We start from the raw sequence: 19,774 nt of genomic DNA on the forward strand, positions 1-19,774 counted from the left end.
TACGGAAGTAAAGTGGATTACTGGCGTGTGAAGAATTCCTGATAGGCTTTGGACTTGCCTTCGGGAGATTTGCCAATACCCCAGCGCATTAGCGTCTTGCCACCATCTTCAAGGGTCCAGATCGCGCCGACGATCAGGTCGTCGTTTTTCATTTCCAGAATTTCGATACGATTGTTTTCCAGGCGACGGACGCGGACCACATCATATCGTCCACTGCCAGACAACGGGTAAGGCTTTCCATCCATGATGGCATCAAAGTCAATGACCATGGGAGGTTTGTTCTTCAGTGTGGAATTGACCGAGTGATAGACCAGATGATCTCCGGAAAAACTCACAGTCATTGCCAAATTCATTTTCCCGGTCGGATAATGTCCATCGCTCCATGTGGAACGCATATTGTCATTGACCCATGTGCCGGCAAAATCCAAAGTCAGGCCTTTCGCCTGAGCAGAAGATGTTCCACAGGCAATCAAAAGGGCCGTGGCAAGAAACAGACTTTTTTTCATGATGGTCTCCTGAAGACTGGAAAGAGGGTTTTTATTTCAGGCTATCAACGGTCTCGAGATGTGCTTCCTGCTCGGCGCGAGTGAGCCACAGGTCACGGAGTGTCTTGCTGCTTAGGTAGGACAGCTGGTCAGACTGATGAGTAGAACCGGGTTGCCCGGAATTTCCATAACTCAGCAAACCTTTGGCGCGCATTGGCGACGAGAAGCTGACGATGGATACCCAGGTTTCTCCATGGAACGGGGTTCGCTGGCCATCTTTCATCGGCCCCCAAGTGATCGTTCTGAAAATACCCGTATTGCCGAAGCCGCCATTTCCCGGAAGGTTGACGTTGCCAATATGAAAGCGTGAGACCTTCCCGAAGGGTGTATCGATCGCACCATACAGCTTGCGCGTTTCAATGACGGCCTTGTCGAGCAGGTTCACAGCCTGAGCGGGATCTTTCAATCCGTCGGGAGTATGGATGGGATCATCCAAAGACCATCCTCGTGCAAAGTTCGAGAAATCCGTGAATTTGGGACCCATCATCAGACGTGCCCATGTTTCGAACAGCAGGGCACCACGGCTATCCGCATTGTCAGCCTGATCCCAGGATTTCAGCACCCTGATGGCATCGGCAATATTTTTGCGTGGTTCTCCAGCTGCGGCTTCCAGGAGTTGAGGGAGAATACGTTGTGCCAGTAGGGAGTGAGTATTGAGTTTGCGCTCAATGACGTCTTCGTACGACATCTTTCCGCTCGCGGTGAGCATGGTTACGGACATCTGCGCACGAAGCGACATGGGGCCAGTCAGAGAAACATAGGCAGGATAGGCTTCGGGATGTAGAACCCGAGGATAGGTTGAAACCCATGGCGGATCATTGGCATTCTGAACAAAACCGCCAGATGGGTCGATGACTTTTGGAAGGTCTTCATAAGCAACAATCCCTTTCGGCAGTGTTGCTGAAGTTTCTCCGCTGACAGGAGCATTCCAGTAGTTGAAATCGCCTTCCGAATGTTTGGGAAGAATGCCGTTATCAAGATACATGATATGACCGTCATGGTCTGCATAGACAATATTAAACATTGGGATCTGGATTTTTTTAACGGCGGACTGGAACTCGGCAAAATTGTGCGATCGCCCCATGTCCCAATACTGACGTAGCATGCCCGGTCGATCCAGACCTGCAACGTAAAGCGCCATCAGAGATCCGTCCGTCTGTTTGAAGACAGGTCCCTGTACGGCATAGCGTTGCTCGAATGAGCGGTCCTGCAAGGTGCCGTCCGGTGACTTGACCTTGTAGCGAATGGTCTTGGTATCGAATTTCCGGGTTTTACCATCAAAGCGGTAGCCGTCGCCGTCCGGGGTCAGACGATAACGAATGGCTCCAAGAATGGTGTTGACCGTGTTGGAGAATGCCACATCCTTGGTAAAGGCGAAACGCAGCACGGGCAGGCCAATCTGGGTGGCGCCGTACATGCTGAAGCCCGGACCATTCATCTGGGCTTCGTAGTAGCGGAAGAACGGATAGCTCCACGGCAGGTGAGGGTTGGCCAGAAGAACTGCATGACCATCCGTCATTCGTGAAGGCGCAATGGCCCATGTATTGGAACCGCCTGCTTTGCGTTCGGGAGGTTCTCCAAGCATTTTTGTCTCGGAGGCGATGTAAACGTAGTTCATCAGTCTCAGGCTATGGGCGACAACGTCCACACCTGACACGGGTAGCACAGCTTTGACATCATCGGAGATGTCATTGGGATGTTTGGTGGCATAGTCGTTGATGCCTTGGGCAAATGCATCCAGATCCTTTCTGAATGAGGGCTCCTGAGCCGCGTACCATGTTTTGGCCCGATCATAGACACCATTGGCGAGCACCCAGCGATCGGACTCTTCTTCGGATTTGCCCCAGTATTCTGCAGCACGTCCCCGGGCTGTGCCGTATAGCTTGAGAACAATATTCCCATAGCTGTGAGCCTGCGCCCATCCAAACCCGTAGAAGGTACCTGCTTCATCCTTTCCGTAGATGTGCGGAACGCCAAAAGTATCCCACAGAATCTGTCCATGGTCCGAAGATGTGGGTTCTGCGGCATGTGAGGCCAGAGGGCTGCCGAGCATTAGCGTGGACAGGAGAGTCGCAACAATAGGCCTGATTCTCGTCTTTCGAATAGACATGATCGTCTTACACCTTTCGTTTTCGAATAATTTAGAAATTCACGCCGACGCGTCCATAGTAATATCCACCAGTAAATCCGAAAGGAGATGTTCCTGGGTACTGTCCCTGACCAAGAGAATAATTATAGATGCCATTGGCGGAGGGATATGTATTGAAAATATTGTTCCCCCCAAAGCCTACATTAACCCAGCGGTTGATGTTCCATGTCAGGTCCATGTCCACAATTGCACGGGGTCCATACCTGCGGTCACTGGCTGCGCTGTTCTGTAAGATTGTATACCCACCGTAGCGCGTAACTTTCGTATTCAGAATCAATGGGCCAAAAGTCCAGATGTTCATTAAAGAAAGTTTCGTTCTGGGAATGGCCTTTGTCATATAGCCTTGGCTCAGGCGGTCAAACAGAACGTAATTCGAACCCAGAGAGGCCAGTTGGGAAGGGTTGGATTTGATATTGGTAATAACGGTCTGATTATAATTCCAGCCGAGATTCCACTGCATATGTCCCAACGGGCCAACAGAATGGTTATAGGTTGCTACCACATCAATACCGCGCGTCCGGGTATTGATGGCGTTGGTGTAATACTGGGCACTGATGTCAGAGGCCAGTCCGTTTTGAGCGAGAATATTGGAGACAGCGGTTCCGGTGAGGGTACTTGTCAGAGCAATACGGTCATTAACCTCGATCTGATAGGCATCAAAAGTGACCGCAAACCTTCTGAAAGGCTTAATCACGAAGCCCGCGCTCATGTTCTTGGACTTCTCTGGCTTGAGTGGCTCAGCCCCCAAAGCTCTGGCAGCCGCAGATCCGACGGGAAGGGTCTTGATTTGAAGAAGAGACAGGTCATTGTTGACCAAGCGGAACTGCCCAGTTGTCGAGGCATACAACATCTGCGCAAGAGAAGGGGCACGGAAGCCGTTGCTCAGAGTGCCACGAATGGAGAGCCACTTCGTGACATCGTAACGTAGCGAGGCTTTGCCAATGGCTGAATTTCCGCTGGAATCGTCATAATGCTCATATCGTCCGGCAACACCGATCGTCAGGGATTTGAGTGGATCCCATTCCAGATCTACATATCCTGCCATGTTGTTACGCTGCTTGAAGCCGGCATCGTCCGGCGTAAAGCCGCTGGCGCCGTTAGCACCGGGTGAAACAACCTTGCCATTGTTGAGATAGGTGCCTGCGGCGTAGCTCCAGGGATCGCCAGCTTCAACCCGATATGTTTCCAGGCGGTGCTGGAACCCAAGCGAGGTCTGGAGATTCCCCATGGCTTTCCATTTGCGGGTAATATCCACGGAATTGACCCATTCCGTGGATTGCAGGGTTCCGACATAGAAGGAGAGGGGGCTCGAAGGGCCTAAACTGGCATTCAGGGTATGATCTGCCGTCTGGCGTGAGCGATTTGCGCCAAAACTTGAACTGCCATCCCAGTTCCATCCCAGGATCTTGCCTTTCAGACCCGCAGTGAACTGATAGTCCTGCTCATGCACGACGACACGTGGTCTAAAACCCTCAGGATAGATTTCTGATAACGAATTGACATTCGAAGGGGCACGATAACTGTAATTCAGGTCAGAATCACGAAGTGCATACGTGCCGAATGTGTAAAACGTTATTTTGTTGAAGTCATACTCGGCATTATAGCCAACCGTCACGGAACTCTGGGGCATGAGACCGTAATTGGTGGTCACCATACGGTCGGCCGTTGCTTCTCTTGGATCAGGCTGGCCATTGACGCGGTTATAAAGCTGAACATTGTCCGAAATCTTGTCCGCCCTGTTGGAAGCGAGCTGTTTCTTCAGATCTGCGGAAACGTTCAGAAAGCCTTTTGAACCTAGCTTTATACCGCCATTGTTCAGCCACTGATACTGTTGTCCGTCTCCGCGGTCCATGTTGGCACCGGTCGTAAACGTAGAAGAGCCACTATTGGCATTTTTCTTCAGGATAATGTTGATGACGCCAGCAATAGCGTCTGATCCATATTGAGCTGCCGCACCTTCACGTAGCACTTCGATATGATCGATTTCAGATGCCGGGATCATGTCCAGATCTGTCGGGACTGAACCATTATATAGTGAGGATACGGCATTGATCAGGGATGTCTTGTGACGGCGTTTACCATCAACCAGAACAAGCATCTGGTCCGGGTTTAGCCCTCGAAGACCGCCTGTTGCGATGATCGTGGATGTGCCGCCCCCTGCGCGCTGAGGAGAGTTGTAGGAAGGCACGAGTGTATTCAATGCAGAAATGACACTGGCTTTACCCGTCTGCATCAGCTGAGTGCCCTTGATAATATCAATAGGCGTAGGAGATTTCAGAAGGGTTCTCTGCACGCCTCTGCTGCCTGTGACGACAATAGCCTCAGATGAGCCTGCAACAGATCTGTGTGATGCAACAGAATGCACAGCCGTACGGGAAACCCGCTTGGTATTTGCACCATTGCTTTCCGCTTCCGGGTTGCTTTGTGCCAAGGCATCAGAGCTTCCAACGCTAAATGCGAATACGGAAACACATGGAACTACAATAGAGAGAGTATATCGCCTACTGAACGTAAAATAATTTTGCACGTCTCTCTCTCCCAGTAGAGAAGTTTAATATTTCACATTGTTTCTGGTTTGGGGAATTTCTATTGAAAAGGATCTTTTCTCTAGATTTACCTAAATTTTAGATCCGATTCTTTTTATCCATCCTACCCAAACAAGAAAATTTGTATAAATTATCAATACCATTATTTCTTAGGAATGAAGTTGCAAAATTGAATGTCGTCGTAGGGTTTTTTGCAACGTACATGCTGAAACGTCTGTTTTTATGAGGAAATCTTGCATGAAGAAAAACAACCGTTTCAATCTGGATTCGTATGACCTGAAAATTCTTCGGATTCTTCAGTCTGACAGCGATACGACGTTGCAGGTCATGGGCGAAACGGTAGGGCTTTCCCCTTCGGCATGTTCTCGGCGGATTGGCGCTTTGCGAGCATCCGGAGCAATTCGCAAAAATATTGCAATTATTGATCGGGAGCTAACACACAGCAATGTCATTGCGTTTGTTCTTATCAGAGCTGCAAGTCATACAACCGTTGATATAGAAAAATTTCGAAAGTCTCTTAATGGGATCTTGGAAATAGCAGAGGCTCACCGGCTGACAGGGAATTACGATTTTATGCTGAAAATTAATGTATCAAGTGTCGATCATTACGATCAAATATATAAAACGATCATCAATAGAGTAGATCTTGATCGTGTTTCTTCCTATTTTTCAGCAGAAGTCATCTCTGATCAGACAAAAATTTTATAGACGAACCTTTGGTAGTGCTCAGGAATTCGGTTCGTCCGAAGATCCGCTTTTTTGGTGTTGGTGTTGGTGTTGCATCGAGGCTCGGGCCTCACACCAGCTGATAACGGACCTTTCGCAATGTGGTATCGATCGCATCAGCCAGTGGCAGGTGTCTGCGAAACAGCCACATTGTTTTGGTGTCCGGGACATGGTCCTATAGTCCCAAACCGAGAAAGAGCATGAACGACGAGTGGTCGTTAATCAGATACTCCGCCCCTTCATTGCCTAAAAAATCCAGCCTTATGGAGAGGGAACAACAGAGACCCGCTCGAAACTACCTTACGACTGACACCTGCTAGAAACCATGTTCGCAAGTCTGAGAGACTGGCGATGCGTTGTAACCCAATATGACTGCTGCATTCATACCTTCATGTCTACAATCCACAACGCCGCAAGCTTCATTTTCTACCTTAAAAAAAGACGTTTGCAAAAATCATATGATATAGCATATTGCATATATCTATACATAAGCTCAATGACCTGTTCATGGGCTTTGCCCTCTCGCCGTCTTGGCCACACGCCTCAAATTTCCGTTCGACTCAGTTTCCTAGATTCAGCCGCCACACGATCACCCTTCGCAGAAGAAGCACCTCCTCATGCGCACCCCAAAATATAGCAAATGCTATTCCTCTAAGCATAGTCGTTTCGGAAAGAATTCCGGTCATAAGTGCAGTCCATCCCGTGTGGGGTCGCGAGCCACGCTGTGTTCTTGCGTGGCGGTCGGATTGAGCTGGTTCAGCATGGATGCGGCAAAGGCGGACGATACCGTAACGCAGGGCGCCGGTATCGTGGTGTCGAAGCCTGCCTCTGCGGTGCAGCGCGTCGGATCTGGGCACCACCAGAACAAGAAAGTCGGACGAGCGGCTTCGCCTTCCAAAAATTCAACTCCGGCCGATGTAGCCGGCCCTGAGCACATTAATGTCGTCGGCCATCTCAATCGGGAGCGCGCGCGCATTTTTCCGGGGCTGGGAGCTGTCGATTACAACATCGACCAGCGTCAGATTACCAGCACACCTGGAGGGCAGAATGCGGCTTTCAGCCAGATTTTGCTGCGTGTCCCTGGCGTCGTGTTGGACAGTTACGGTGAGGTCCACGTGCGTGGGGAACACGGGGGGCTGAGCTACCGCGTGAACGGCGTACTGCTGCCCGAGGGGCTGAACGGCTTCGGGCAAGAACTCGATACGCGCATCATCCAGTCGGTGGATCTGCTAACCGGCACCCTGCCAGCCCAGTTCGGTTTTCGTACGGCCGGTGTGGTAGACGTGACTACCAAGACCGGTGATAGCCTGAAGCACAATCAGGTCTCGCTTTACGGTGGAAGCTACAACACATTCGTTCCTTCCTTGCAGCTTGGTGGCCAGCACGGAAAGCTGGATTATTTCACCACGCTGTCGTTCACCCGCAACAACATCGGGATTGAGAACCCAAGCAACACATTCCGCGCTATTCATGATGTAACGGAGCAGGAAAAGGCTTTTTCCTATCTGTCCTATCACATTGACGATGTCAGTCGGGTGACGCTGTTGACCAGCGCATCCTATGCGGAGTTTGAAATTCCCAACTCGTTCAAGACATTTGATGCAACCAGCCCCGACTACACCACCATCTATGATGTGGCCGGCATCAATCCGCACGATCCGTCGATGAACTGGGCAAAGATGAATGACAGCCAGACGGAGCAGAATTACTATGCGGTACTGTCCTATCAGCGGACGACGGACAAGCTGAATTTTCAGGCGTCTCCTTATTTCCGTTATGGCCGCATCGACTACACGCCCGATCGCGATCGGGACCTTATCTATCAGGGTGTGTCCGAGCATGAAGTCAACGATTTCACGACCGGCGGCATGCAGTTTGATCTGTCTTACGAAATTGCGCGGCACCATACGTTGCGGGCCGGCTTTCTGGGACAATACACATCCGAACGACTGGATACCAATACGCTGGCTTTTCCCGTCGATGCGCACGGAAACCAGAGCTCGAATGTTCCGGTGCGTCTGATTGACAATACCGGGAACTGGTCAGTCGAGGCGGGAGCCTATGTTCAGGATGAATATAAAATTACCCGTAATCTGACGTTCAATTACGGTATCCGCTATGATCGGTTTGCCTCATCCTTTGGTAATGAGGGGCAGTTGAGTCCCCGCGCAAACATGGTCTGGAAGCCGACACGGACCACGACCCTTCATATCGGCTATTCACGCTATTTCGCGCCACCTTCTCCCCAGTATGTTTATCCTTCAACATTGGCCAAATTCGCAGGCACGACCAATGCCGCTGCCAATCTAATCAATAATGCAACGAAGGTCGAAAAATCGCACTATGTGGACGGCGGCATTCTCCAGCGTATCACGCCGGAAGTCCAGATCACGCTCGATGCTTACGCCAAATGGGCGCACGATCTCACCGATCTCGGGCAGTTCGGGCGGGCGGTGATCCTGGCACCGTTCAGCTACAAGCGTGGGCGCGTCTATGGTGCAGAATTCGGAAGTTCCTGGCGACATGGCCCATGGTCATTGTTTGGGAATTTTTCCTACGTGAAGACATCCGCCCGCGACATCAATTCGGCGCAATACCAGTTTGACACGGCGGAACTGGCCTATATCAAAACCCACGCTATCCAGCTTGACCATCAGGGAGAGTTTACCAGCACTGCCGGTGCCTCATGGACGACGAAGCACGATATGGCCTATATCGATTTCGTCTATGGATACGGCCTGCGCAGCGGCTTTGCGAACCTTGAAAAACAGCCGGCATACGAAGTGTTTAACATCGGCTATCAGCACACCTTTACGAAAGTCCCTTTGGGACACGACATCAAGGTACGGGCAGATGTCGTCAATCTATTCGACAAGCGCTATCAACTCAGGAACGGTAGCGGTGTCGGCATCTATCAGGCACAATACGGTCAGCGACGTGGGACATTTTTCTCCGTTGTTTCGGAATTCTGACGCTCCCTGACAACGAAGGGCGTAATAAATATTCATAACTGCGGACACGAAAGCATTTAATGGGGCAGTGTTCGCTTCCCGACGATAGGCATCTAAGCGCAAAGGTCCGAGGGGAAGGGGACCTGATGCTTACACCTACATTCGAGACACCTATTTGTCAGCTATGTCATCGGAAACCCGGCATTAAGCGTGGGTTTCCTCAAAGACCTCAGGGAAGTTAAACTCACAACGAGGCGGCCGACAGTCAGGTCATTTACGAGGTCTTTATGTGATCCGTCATGGCCTGATTCTGGCGGAGCTGAGGCCAATAATCACCATAATACTTTCTCCTGCTGTCGTTCGGGCCGGATGCTCGCCATCTGATTGCGGGTCAGGGTTATGACAGATGTTTGCACCTGCGTCATAGTATCCGTTTTGCTCCGGAAATAAGTCCTGAGCCTAAAGAACATGGTTGGTGATTGTATCTTTGCGCTGCGGGATAGCCATGTTCCAGCCACCTCCTAATGTCTTGTACAACGTTATAGTATTCGACATTTGTTGGAGTCTTGTTCTGATTGCTCCCAGTTGGGCATCATAAAGTGCGCGCTGCGCGACAAGTGTTTCCAGATAGGGGTCATAGCCGCCTTTGAAACGAGCCAGGGCCAACTGGTACTGACGATGACTGGCATCCACCAATAACGTCTGAGCTTGGAGTTGTTCCAGATAGGTAGAGCGTCCGGCCAAAGCGTCAGCAACCTCCCGAAAGGCTGTTTGAACAGTTTTTTCGTAGTGGGAAACCTCTTCTTTCCGGTGAGCCTTTGCCTGATGAAGCTGCGCCGTCAGACGACCGGCATCAAACAGTGGCAGCGTGATCTGAGGCGCCACATTCCATGCACCCATACCGCTCTGGAAAAGGCGGGTGATATTGTTGCTTGCTGTTCCATTAGCCGCTGTTATCTGGATTTTCGGGAAAAATTCTGCCCGGGCTGCGCCTATGTCGTCATTGGCGGCGCGCAAAACCTGTTCGGCGGAAAGGATGTCAGGGCGCCGTGCAATCATATCGGACGGCAGCCCTTCCGGAACATCCGGAAAAGGTACCACGTCTTCAAGAGATGCTTTATGTTCCAGCTCTTGGCGCGTGCCCGGAGTCAACGGCGTTCCTACAAGAAGTTCAATCTGGTTCATCGCCTGATCCCGCTGCCGCGTGTAGATCTGAAGATTGGTTTCTGCATCCCGCATTGCAGCCTCAGCTTCAGCGACATCAAGCTGGGTTCCGGTGCCAACATCCGCAGTCTGTTTGACAAGGTTGTATGTGTGACGTCGGTTCTCGAGCACGTTTTGTGTGACCAGGAGCGCCTGATTGTTGGCAACCCAGTTGAGCATTGCCGTTGAAACGCTGGCAATGATGCTCAGACGCATGCTTTCGCGCCCGAGTTCATCCCCGACATACCGATCGAACGATGCGCGCGAGGCAGACCGGATACGGCCCCACAAATCCACTTCATAAGCCGAGACGCCGAAGCCTACAGCATATTGCCGCATGTAGAATGGACCGTCTCCCTGAGACAGGCTCCAGATACGGGAGTTCATTTTCTGAACACTCGCCCCTGCGGTGCCGTTCAGTGTTGGGAAGAGGGCGGCATTTTCGATGTCGAACTGCGCGCTCGATGCTTCGACCTGATGCTGGGCAATCTGTAGGTCACGGTTGTTCGTAAGCGCTGCCTCGATCAGCGATTGCAGGACTGGATCGCGATAAAAATCGCGCCAGTTCTCAAGATTGGCCGTGTCCGAAACTGCCACTTCGGTTACTTTGTCTGGCCACGCCTTTGCGATTGGCGCAGTCGGACGATGATAGTCCGGGATCATTGTGCACCCTCCGAGCATCAGTGCCATTCCGACCGTGAGGATTTTGATGGAAGAACGCATCATTACGCTCCCTTTGGTCCGTTCACATCATGGGGCGCAACCTGTCGGCCATCTGTCAGAGCCGATGGGGGGTGCAGGATCAGACGGCTACCCTCTGTCAGGCCGGTCTGGATCTCAATCCGGTCCCCGTAATCCCGGCCGACGGTGACCTTATGAAGACGGAGCCGATTATCGCCCTCTACCGTCGCAACGGACAGTCCATCTGCATTGTAGATCAGGGATTCCGTGGGAATCAGAAGGGTCGGAGCAGGCCGAGGCAAGTCGAAGTGGATGGAGCCATAGACCCCGGCGGCGAGCCTCCCGTCATGATTATCCAGCTCGATTTCTACCGGAAGCATGCGGCTGTCACGCTCCAGCGCATGGCCCGTCCGTGTGACGGTGCCTGCAAAGCTTTCACCCGGATGGTCGGGAACTGTCAGGCTGACCGGCGTGCCGGTCTGTATCGTGCCAGCGTTTTCCTGAGGCACATGTACCCGAACGCGTAGTCGGTCCGTTCGGGCGACGACAAACAGAGGTGCAGACTGTGTGCTGTCTGCACTCACGAGATCGCCGACCTCTACGTTCCGCACCGTGACCACACCATCGAAAGGGGCTGTTACGGTTGTGTAGGCACGTCGTTGTGCGCTTTCCGCCAAGGCAGCGTCAGCGGCTGCGCGGGCAGCATTCTGTGCCTGCTGTGTTATGCGGTCCGTATCAAAGTTCTGCTTGCTCACCGCGCCACCACCAACAAGGCCGCCAGAGCGTCTTGCTGTGACGCGGGCAAGGTCGAGATTGGCACGGGCCTGCTCAAGGGCGGCTTTGGCGCGGGCTTCCTGACGATCCAGCTCTGGCGCATGGATGATGGCCAGAACGTCTCCCGCTTTTACATGGGTGCCAATATCGACCCGGCGTTCGGCAATGTAACCGGAGGCTCGTGCACCAATCGCCGCTGTTTCGAAGGGAGCGGTTTCTCCTGGAAGATCGAGAGAAACGGGTTTTGTCTCTCTGTGGGCAATCATGAAGCTGACATCCGGGATCTGATTCTGACGGGTGTCAGCCAGAGCACGAACAGCAATGCCCCGTTCGGCATGGGCATAGATTCCGTAACCCAGCAGGAGGATAGCGCCAAGGCCAAGCAAAGGGGCGACAGGTGGCCCGCGTCGTTCTTCGCGGATGCCGACAGAGGACTGGACGGGTTCAGACATGACTGTATTCCTCAAGAATGCGGCTTTCTCGTTTTCTCAGGCGCGTGTAAAGCCAGGGCACAATGAACAGCGTGGCGCAGGTGCCCATCATCAGGCCGCCAATCACAGCGCGGCCGAGCGGAGCGTTCTGCTCGCCGCCATCTCCAAGACCCAGTGACATGGGCAGCATGCCGATAATCATTGCGAGAGACGTCATCAGGATGGGGCGCAGGCGTGCCTGTCCGGCAGCCACGGCGGCTTCGGCGGCACTCAGCCCTTCGGCACGTCTTTCCTTCGCAAAGGTCACCAGCAGGATCGAATTTGCGCTGGCGACACCAACACTCATGATTGCGCCCATCAGGGACGGAACGGAGAATGTCGTTCCTGTGACGAACAGCATGAACACGATCCCGCACATGGCGCCTGGAAGGCCAAGGACGACCACGAACGGGTCCATGAAGGACTGGAAGTTCACGACCATCAGAAGATAGACCGCAATGGCTGCGACCATCAGGCCGATACCTAATCGAGTAAAAGCAGAATGCATGCTCTCGATCTGCCCTTGAACGGAGATCACATTGCCTGGTGACAGCTCTCCACGATGGCGCGCAATGACCTGGTCAATGTCCCGGGCAATGCTTCCCAGATCACGGCCTTCTGCGCTCGCATCCACATCGAGCGTCGGCTGGATATTGCTATGCGAAATGACGTTCTGTGCTGTGCCGCGCTTGATCGTTGCAACATTGTTGAGCAGTGCTGATGCGTGCTGTGGCCCCATTGCAGAAGCGATAATCGTGTTACGCAGATCCCCAAGGTTGTTGACCCGATACTGCGGCGTCTGGACCGCGAGCGGGTACTGGATACCGGTTGCCGGATCGACCCAGAAGTTTGGCGTGACAGTATTGGAGGACGCCAGAGACACCATCACGTTGCGGGCAACGTCATTGAGGGTCAGGCCAAGGTCCAGAGCGCGCTCACGATCAATCGCGACCGCCAGTTCTGGAGCCGAAATCTGCTGGTGCAGATGGACGTCCACCAGGCCTGGAATGCGGGAGACTTCCTGGCGTACTTCCTGCATGACCTTGCGGTTGTTGGCCGCGTCATAGCCTGAAATGCGGATATCCACCTGCGCGGGAAGGCCGAAATTCAGGATCTGCGTCACGATATCGGCTGGCTGGAAATAGAACACGCAGTCAGGGAAGCGACGAGCCAGTTCGGTCCGAAGCTTACGGATATAATCGGCGGTTGGGCGATGCCCTTCCTTCAACTCCACCATGATCTGACCGTCATTCGGCCCAACGGTTGTGCCGTCGTCGAAAGGCATGGAGTACCGGAACGGTACACCCATGTTATCGAGAACCAATGAGCGTTCATGCTCGGGTACGACCTCGCGAATGACGTCTTCAACCCGATCGAACAGTTGCTCCGTGCTCTCGATACGCGTCCCTTCCGGGGCTCGGACGTGCAACTTGAATTCGCCCGCATCGATCGTGGGGAAGAAGTCCTGCCCGACCTGGGTGGCGAGCCCCCCGGCGATCAGTAAGGTCACGCTCGCCAGAACGGGAACTTTCCAGGCACTTGCGATGAGCCCATGCAGATGACGAATGTAGCTCTCCCGCAGCCGGTCGAAGCGGCGGTCAAAAGCGATGCCGAAACGTGTAATGATATCAGGAGGTAAACCTGCGTCGCGGCGTCGCGTGGTCTGCCGTTCTTCAGACCGGAGCAGGATAGCCGCAAAGATTGGCACTAGCGTCCGGCTGATCGCATAGGAAGCCAGCATGGCGTACACAACGGCCAACGCCATCGGTGTGAAAAGGAAGCGGGAAGGGCCGACAAGGAACTCTACCGACACAAATACGCTTGAGATGGCCAACGTTGAAACCAGCGTCGGCAATGCAATTTCCGAAGCGCCGTTGAGAACGGCCTGCCGCAGTTCTGTTCCTTCATGGCGGATACGGTGGATGTTCTCGATGGTGACAGTTGCATCATCCACCAGAATGCCAACAGCAAGTGCTAGACCGCCCAAGGTCATGAGATTCAACGTCTGACCTGTCCAGGACAGCACGGCAATGGAGGACAGGATGGCCAGAGGGATGGACACAGCAACAATAATGGTCGAGCGCCAGCTTGCGAGAAACGCAAGGATCATTGCCGCTGTCAGCAGCCCGGCGATGACGGCTTCAGACGCCACTCCGGTAATCGCCGCCTTGACGAACAGCGACTGGTCAAACAGTTCTTCAATCTTCATGCCGGCTGGGGCTGCCGCCCGTGTAACCGGTAGAACCTGATTACGAATGGCGTTTACAACATTCAGCGTTGAGGCGTTTCCAGCCTTCATGATTGACAGCAGCACGGAGCGGCGTCCCTCACGACGCACCACATTTTGCTGCACTGCCGTTCCATCACGCACCTGTGCGACATCGGCAATACGTACGATGGCGCCCGTCTTAAGGTCACGCTTGAGAGGAACATCGTTCAGGCGCGCTGCGACGTCCGGCATGCCGTTCATGCGTACGTCATACTGGGTGGCGCCGAATTTCACTGTTCCGCCGGGTAACGTCAGGTTCTGCACGTTGATGGCATTGGAAACATCAAGTGGTGTCAGACCGACCCCCGCCAGCTTGGTTTCATCAATGTCCACCATCACCTGACGGATCTTTCCACCATAGGGCGGGGGCAGCATCGTTCCCGGGATAGGGGCAAGCTGCTGACGGATGCGGTAAATGCCATAGTCATACAGTTCGCTTTCCGTCAGTTTTTCCGAAGAAAGGGAAAGCTGCAGAACCGGTACGCTGGAGGCGCTGTACTGCATGATGATCGGAGGCTGAATGCCCGGAGGTAGCAGAGCGCGGATCGAGTTTGTCGCCGAAACGGTTTGGGCCACGGCGAGGTCTACGTTTACGCCTGGCTGAAAATACAGCTTTTGCAGGACCAGACCCGGCGTCGTCTGGCTTTCTATCGTGCGCAGATTGTTGACGAAGAAGCTTTCGGAAAACTCGGTATAAGTGCTGATCCGCTTCTCGGTCTCGGCGGCATCGAGCCCGTCATAGTACCAGACCACGGTGACGACCGGGATATCGATGTTCGGAAACACATCAGTTGGTGTTCGGAAGACGGCCGTGATGCCCAGAAGCAGGATGAGCACGCCTGCGACAAGGAATGTGTAAGGCCGTCGAAGCGCAAAGGCGACGATCCCCATTGAATATCTCTGTTCAGATGGCTTTGGAGCACAGAACCCGCACCCCGCTTGTCCGGCACACCCGAATGTGCGGACAAATCGGCAAGCTTTTCGCCATGACATGATGCCGCGCCGCATTGCCCGTCTTCCTCTTGAAAAAGCTTTCTCAGAGGAGGGGGCATGATTGCTGCGGAGGGCTTGGGCGGATCATGCAACTCCCGGAGGAATATCCGATAGAGCAATCCAATCATATGTTTGCATAATCCTGCTTTGTGGAATCCTGAGCGAGAAAATCAGATTGGTAAGGCCTTAGGAAAACTGCTCGATACAAGCTGTCTGGAGGTCAAATTTAGGGTGTGAAACTTCAAGAGTATGCCCAATCCGATCATGTTCTTGCATGATCCGATCAAAGTGTTCTGGTATATGCTTGGGCGGATCAGGCATGGCCACTAAATGTGCAATAGACAACTGACTGACCGAAAAAAACCGGAAACCTTTCTTCATGCAGGATATTCTGTCACGGCTTCGCGACACGATTGACCGTCATTGCATCGAACCGACAACGAGATCGGTTGTGCCTGGCTTGTTGCTGTTTCGTGCCGATGCGCCCACGACACCAATGGATGTCGTCTACGAACCGCGCTTCTGTGTCATCGTACAGGGCTCCAAGCAGGTGATGCTCTGCGACAAGGTCTTCGATTATGACGCCAGCAAGTATCTTGTGACAGCTGTTGATCTTCCTGTTACCGGTCAGGTTACTCAAGCTACGTCCGAGAAACCCTATCTGGCACTTTGTCTCGCTCTGGACCCAGCACAGATCGCCGATCTGCTGCTAGAAATGAGAGATGCCTTTCCCTCAAATGGGACTGCATGCCCGTCCTGTATGACTGTCAGTGCACTGACGCACGAGATCCTCGGGCCAGTGACGCGGCTTGTGGGATTGCTTGAAAATCCTGAGGATATTCCAATTCTTCTGCCTGCGATCATCAGGGAACTGCTCTATCGCCTTCTGCAAGGCCCGCAAGGGTACGTCTTGCGGCAGATTGCCACCGCGGGGACTAATCTCTCCCAGCTCAATCGAGCGATAGGGTGGATACGGGCGCATTACGCAGAAGCTTTTGATATTGCGTCTGTGGCAAAGATTGCAGGAATGAGTCCTTCATCCTTCCATCGGCATTTTCGGGCTGCAACCATGATGAGCCCGCTGCAATATCGCACTCGCCTTCGCTTGCAGGAGGCGCGTCGACGCCTGTTGAGCGCCACTGTAGATGCCGCTGAGGCAGGCTTTGCTGTTGGCTATGATAGTCCGTCTCAATTCAGCCGGGAGTATCGACGCATGTTTGGTGTCCCGCCCGCACGGGACGCACAACGGCTCAGATATGCTGGGGAAGGGGAGTTCTCTGCGTAGGTTCCCACGCAGAAGATATCGCACTTGATTGCCTCCACCCAATAACGAGCGCTCTTCGCTTAATGCGCCGCGCGGAACTGTTATGGTTGTTGTAGGCAGGAGTGACCAAGTGTCTGTATTTTTGCTTAATGAGAAATAGGCAAGCTTACTCGAGTATTTTTTCTCCTATATCACATGCCCTGGAATTCTTGTGAGCCAAGGTAATTCTGTGTGGCGGTCCAAGATATTCCAAAGACCCTGGATGGATCGATCTTCCCAATAGACTTACGAACCCATATGGCGTCCGCTCACTTTATGTGGCGGGTCTTTCGATTGGGTAACCATGGCTCTTGGGAAAGGATGGCTACAAACGGCCTATCTGCTCGCCCGTCGGGCCGTATAGATCATTCAACTTCAGCCTCCTAACAGAGCCTGAATCAAAATCATCCTAAATCGGTGGGTCCCTGAAGCTAGGTACGGTTCAAGTATGGTAATTATTTCGGGATAAAATAAATATCCGCAATATGTCGATAATTATCATATTAATTTCTGTTTCGACATAGGTACAAATAATGACAATTAATTTTTTCATATTGAAAATATAATAATAAAATTTCATTTATACGCCCGTATCGAATTCGTAACAGAATCGTATTCTGTCTTCCGCTAGGATCCTGCTCATATGCCTTCCCACCCAATCGCTTGTCCTCGCAATATTACTTTCTATCAGACGGACTCTGCTCGTCGCGACGTACTTGTTTCTGACAGAAAGAAAGGCCTGATCACTGCTACGTTTCTGAGTGGTCTTCTTCTGAGTGTCACAGCAAATGCGTCAGATAAAAAACACGCAAATCAAACCAAACACGCAGAGAAAATGGCTAGGCAGGAAAAAGCCAGAGCAGAGGAAGCGATCAACGTTCGCGGCAGTCACAGACAAGCACCTGGAGGAGGGATGATGCGTGTAGAAACCGCGGCACGTTCTATTCAGACTGTCACGCAGGACTACATAGCCACACAAAGCCCAACTGCATCTCCGCTTGATCTGATCAGAAATCTCCCAAGCGTCAATATTACAACCTATGATCCTAGCGGCAATGAAGGCAGCTTTATTAGTAGCCGGGGCCTTTACGATAATGATATCGGTCTTCTGATCAACGGCATGCCGGTAGCCAATGGCGCTACGGCTTCTGCCTCAATGTTCATTCAGTACTATATTGACACCAATAACATCAGTTCAGAGTCAATGACCCCGGGGTCCATTTCCGTTGAAGACCCGCTGACATCTGCTGCTGGTGGTGCACTCAGCATAACTACTCGTGCGCCAGCTCAGAAGTTTGGAGGTACAATTTCAGGAAGTTACGGCACCTTCAACTCTTTCCGGCAGTTTCTTCGCGTCGATAGTGGAGAGATAGGCCATTCTGGCATTACCAGCTATTTATCTCTTTCTCATACGCGTTCGGATGCATGGAGAGGTTCAGGAAACAGCGATCGCAAGCACCTGGATTTTCAAATCCGAAAGACTATTGGTGAAAGAAGTTCGGTTGATTTCTTTTTAGGGTACAATCACTCCCATTATTATGCGAACCGCTATCCAACAATGGCGAATTTTCAGAATGACAAGCACGGACGTCCTGTCACGACACCTCTTAATTACACGGCTGAGTTCGATGCAGCATCACCTGCCAACTATTATGGTGTCCGTGGTACAGACAGGGACCAATTCTACGCATCGTTGCCCATGAAGTTTGCTTTGAATAACATTTTTAGTCTGAATTTTGTCCCTTACTATCAGCGGGCAGAAATTACTCAAAACAGTGCGTCAAGACTGCAGGAAACCAGAACCTATTCTGGAACGCAAAGTCTACCGATCGACCTGAATGGGGATGGAGTCATTTCTTCCGCTACACGTTCAGCCGTTTCCTCGAATGCAATATCCCTTAACCAACAGGGGGGTATCGTGGCGAGCTTGCACTGGAGCTGGCATAATAATGAAGGACAGATCGGATACTGGCACGAAGATAATAGCTACTTACTCAGAACGCCAATGTCTCAGATGAACCAAATTACAGGAAAAACCCCAGAAGATACGGACGTTTCCTCTTACTACCGCACGAGAAACGGAGATATTTATTACTCTACCAACTATCTCGGATCTTACCATTTGAATTCTGGATTTATCGAAGACACTGCTTATTTTTTGAACCGAAAAATGTCCGTAACGGCAGGATTTAAAGTCGTTGCTATGACGCTAACAGGCCAGGACTATCTTCCCAGTACAGCGTCAAAATCCTCTACAACGATGGTTTCTCCAACACCTCGCTTCTCATGGTCGTATAACTTCAATCCACGTCATCAACTCTACATCAATGCTGAAGGGGATTTTCGTGCTATCTCTCCAGCAAATCTGATTTCGCGATATAGCACGTCCACCGGTAACATGACGACATCTGGCGCGGGGGTCAAACCACAGTATTCTATCAAAGAAGAACTTGGATATCGGTACACAGGCAATCTTTTTATAGCTGATCTTGCCGTTTTTAACGTAAACGTTTCAAACCGTCTTCTGTCACTAAATACATTCAGCAATGATGTTCAGGTTTCTCAAACGGTCAATGCTGGTGGCGAGACGATCCGAGGCGTAGATATTATGTTGTCTACGCGGCTTCTGTATAACCGTTTTCGTCCATATGTGTCATTTGAATATCTACATGCTACAATGGACAATAATTTATCAGCTATCACAACGTCCGGTGGTATTGATTACCTCCGTACCAAAGGGAAGACACCTATCATTACCCCAACCATCATGGGGAGCGTGGGTCTCACATATGAAGAAGGACCATTCTTCATGAACGCCAGTCTTCACTACACTGGGAAACAGTATTCGACATTCATGAACGATCAGGCTCTACCTCACTACTTCACAAATTCTCTAACCCTTGGTTATCACTTTCCCAAATTTTTTATTGCGAAGTCTCCTACATTCAAACTTAATTTCGCTAACTTGACAGGGCAGAACAAGCTTGGCGGCGTCTACGGATTTTCAAACAATGCCAGAGCAACAACTGGCGTATATGGGAATGCCATCTCCGCTGATTCCACCCCAACATATACGCCTTCTCCTAGCTTTAATATGATGGGCACGATTTCCACTTCTTTCTAGGCTCAGGACCTGTTAATTAATTGAACTGAGCGGGCGGTTG

At 51.9% G+C, this 19,774-nt stretch carries 10 protein-coding genes; 4 read left to right on the forward strand and 6 right to left on the reverse strand.

All coding sequences use genetic code 11. The features are described from left to right. Positions 1–17 precede the first annotated feature (17 nt). The 3 genes from B7444_RS15090 to B7444_RS15100 are packed head-to-tail and all read right to left on the reverse strand — an operon-like array spanning position 18 to position 5,125. Positions 18–506, reverse strand: coding sequence for a hypothetical protein (locus B7444_RS15090; protein WP_035729254.1), 489 nt, complete (start codon positions 504–506; stop codon positions 18–20). A 31-nt stretch (positions 507–537) separates the two neighbouring features. Next, on the reverse strand, positions 538–2,655 hold the full coding sequence (locus B7444_RS15095) for a penicillin acylase family protein (protein WP_052001660.1): 2,118 nt from the start codon (positions 2,653–2,655) through the stop codon (positions 538–540). A 31-nt stretch (positions 2,656–2,686) separates the two neighbouring features. After that, entirely contained in the window at positions 2,687–5,125 is a 2,439-nt protein-coding gene (locus B7444_RS15100; protein ID WP_052001661.1) for a TonB-dependent receptor plug domain-containing protein, read from the reverse strand. Positions 5,126–5,477: 352 nt separating this feature from the next. On the opposite strand from B7444_RS15100, the gene B7444_RS15105 reads away from it, so the two are divergent. Both B7444_RS15105 and B7444_RS15110 read left to right on the forward strand, forming a co-directional pair. Next, complete coding sequence (locus tag B7444_RS15105) at positions 5,478–5,948, forward strand: Lrp/AsnC family transcriptional regulator (protein ID WP_035729255.1); 471 nt, start codon at positions 5,478–5,480, stop codon at positions 5,946–5,948. A gap of 779 nt (positions 5,949–6,727) precedes the next feature. Further along, positions 6,728–8,938: a TonB-dependent receptor gene (locus B7444_RS15110; protein ID WP_373277518.1), complete on the forward strand. Its 2,211-nt coding sequence runs from the start codon at positions 6,728–6,730 to the stop codon at positions 8,936–8,938. A 438-nt stretch (positions 8,939–9,376) separates the two neighbouring features. Here the strand turns inward: B7444_RS15110 and B7444_RS15115 are convergent, their stop codons facing one another. From B7444_RS15115 to B7444_RS15125, 3 genes are read right to left on the reverse strand one after another with little or no spacing between them, the layout of a single operon-like run. After that, complete coding sequence (locus B7444_RS15115; protein WP_035729260.1) at positions 9,377–10,846, reverse strand: efflux transporter outer membrane subunit; 1,470 nt, start codon at positions 10,844–10,846, stop codon at positions 9,377–9,379. Then, positions 10,846–12,027, reverse strand: a complete 1,182-nt coding sequence (locus tag B7444_RS15120; protein WP_035729262.1) for an efflux RND transporter periplasmic adaptor subunit — start codon at positions 12,025–12,027, stop codon at positions 10,846–10,848. The genes B7444_RS15115 and B7444_RS15120 overlap by 1 nt, the downstream gene beginning before the upstream one ends. Then, the gene (locus tag B7444_RS15125; protein WP_035729265.1) at positions 12,020–15,205 is read right to left on the reverse strand and encodes an efflux RND transporter permease subunit; all 3,186 of its coding nucleotides are present in this window, start codon (positions 15,203–15,205) and stop codon (positions 12,020–12,022) included. The genes B7444_RS15120 and B7444_RS15125 overlap by 8 nt, the downstream gene beginning before the upstream one ends. 481 nt (positions 15,206–15,686) lie before the next feature. Between B7444_RS15125 and B7444_RS15135 the strand changes: the two genes are divergently transcribed. Both B7444_RS15135 and B7444_RS15140 read left to right on the forward strand, forming a co-directional pair. Further along, positions 15,687–16,592 (forward strand): AraC family transcriptional regulator, encoded by a 906-nt coding sequence (locus B7444_RS15135; RefSeq protein WP_015074339.1) that lies wholly within the window; start codon positions 15,687–15,689, stop codon positions 16,590–16,592. A gap of 661 nt (positions 16,593–17,253) precedes the next feature. Further along, positions 17,254–19,734: a TonB-dependent receptor gene (locus B7444_RS15140; protein WP_035729269.1), complete on the forward strand. Its 2,481-nt coding sequence runs from the start codon at positions 17,254–17,256 to the stop codon at positions 19,732–19,734. Positions 19,735–19,774 lie beyond the last annotated feature (40 nt).

The sequence above is a fragment of the Gluconobacter thailandicus F149-1 = NBRC 100600 genome, assembly GCF_000964465.1.
Classification (GTDB): Bacteria; Pseudomonadota; Alphaproteobacteria; order Acetobacterales; family Acetobacteraceae; genus Gluconobacter; species Gluconobacter thailandicus.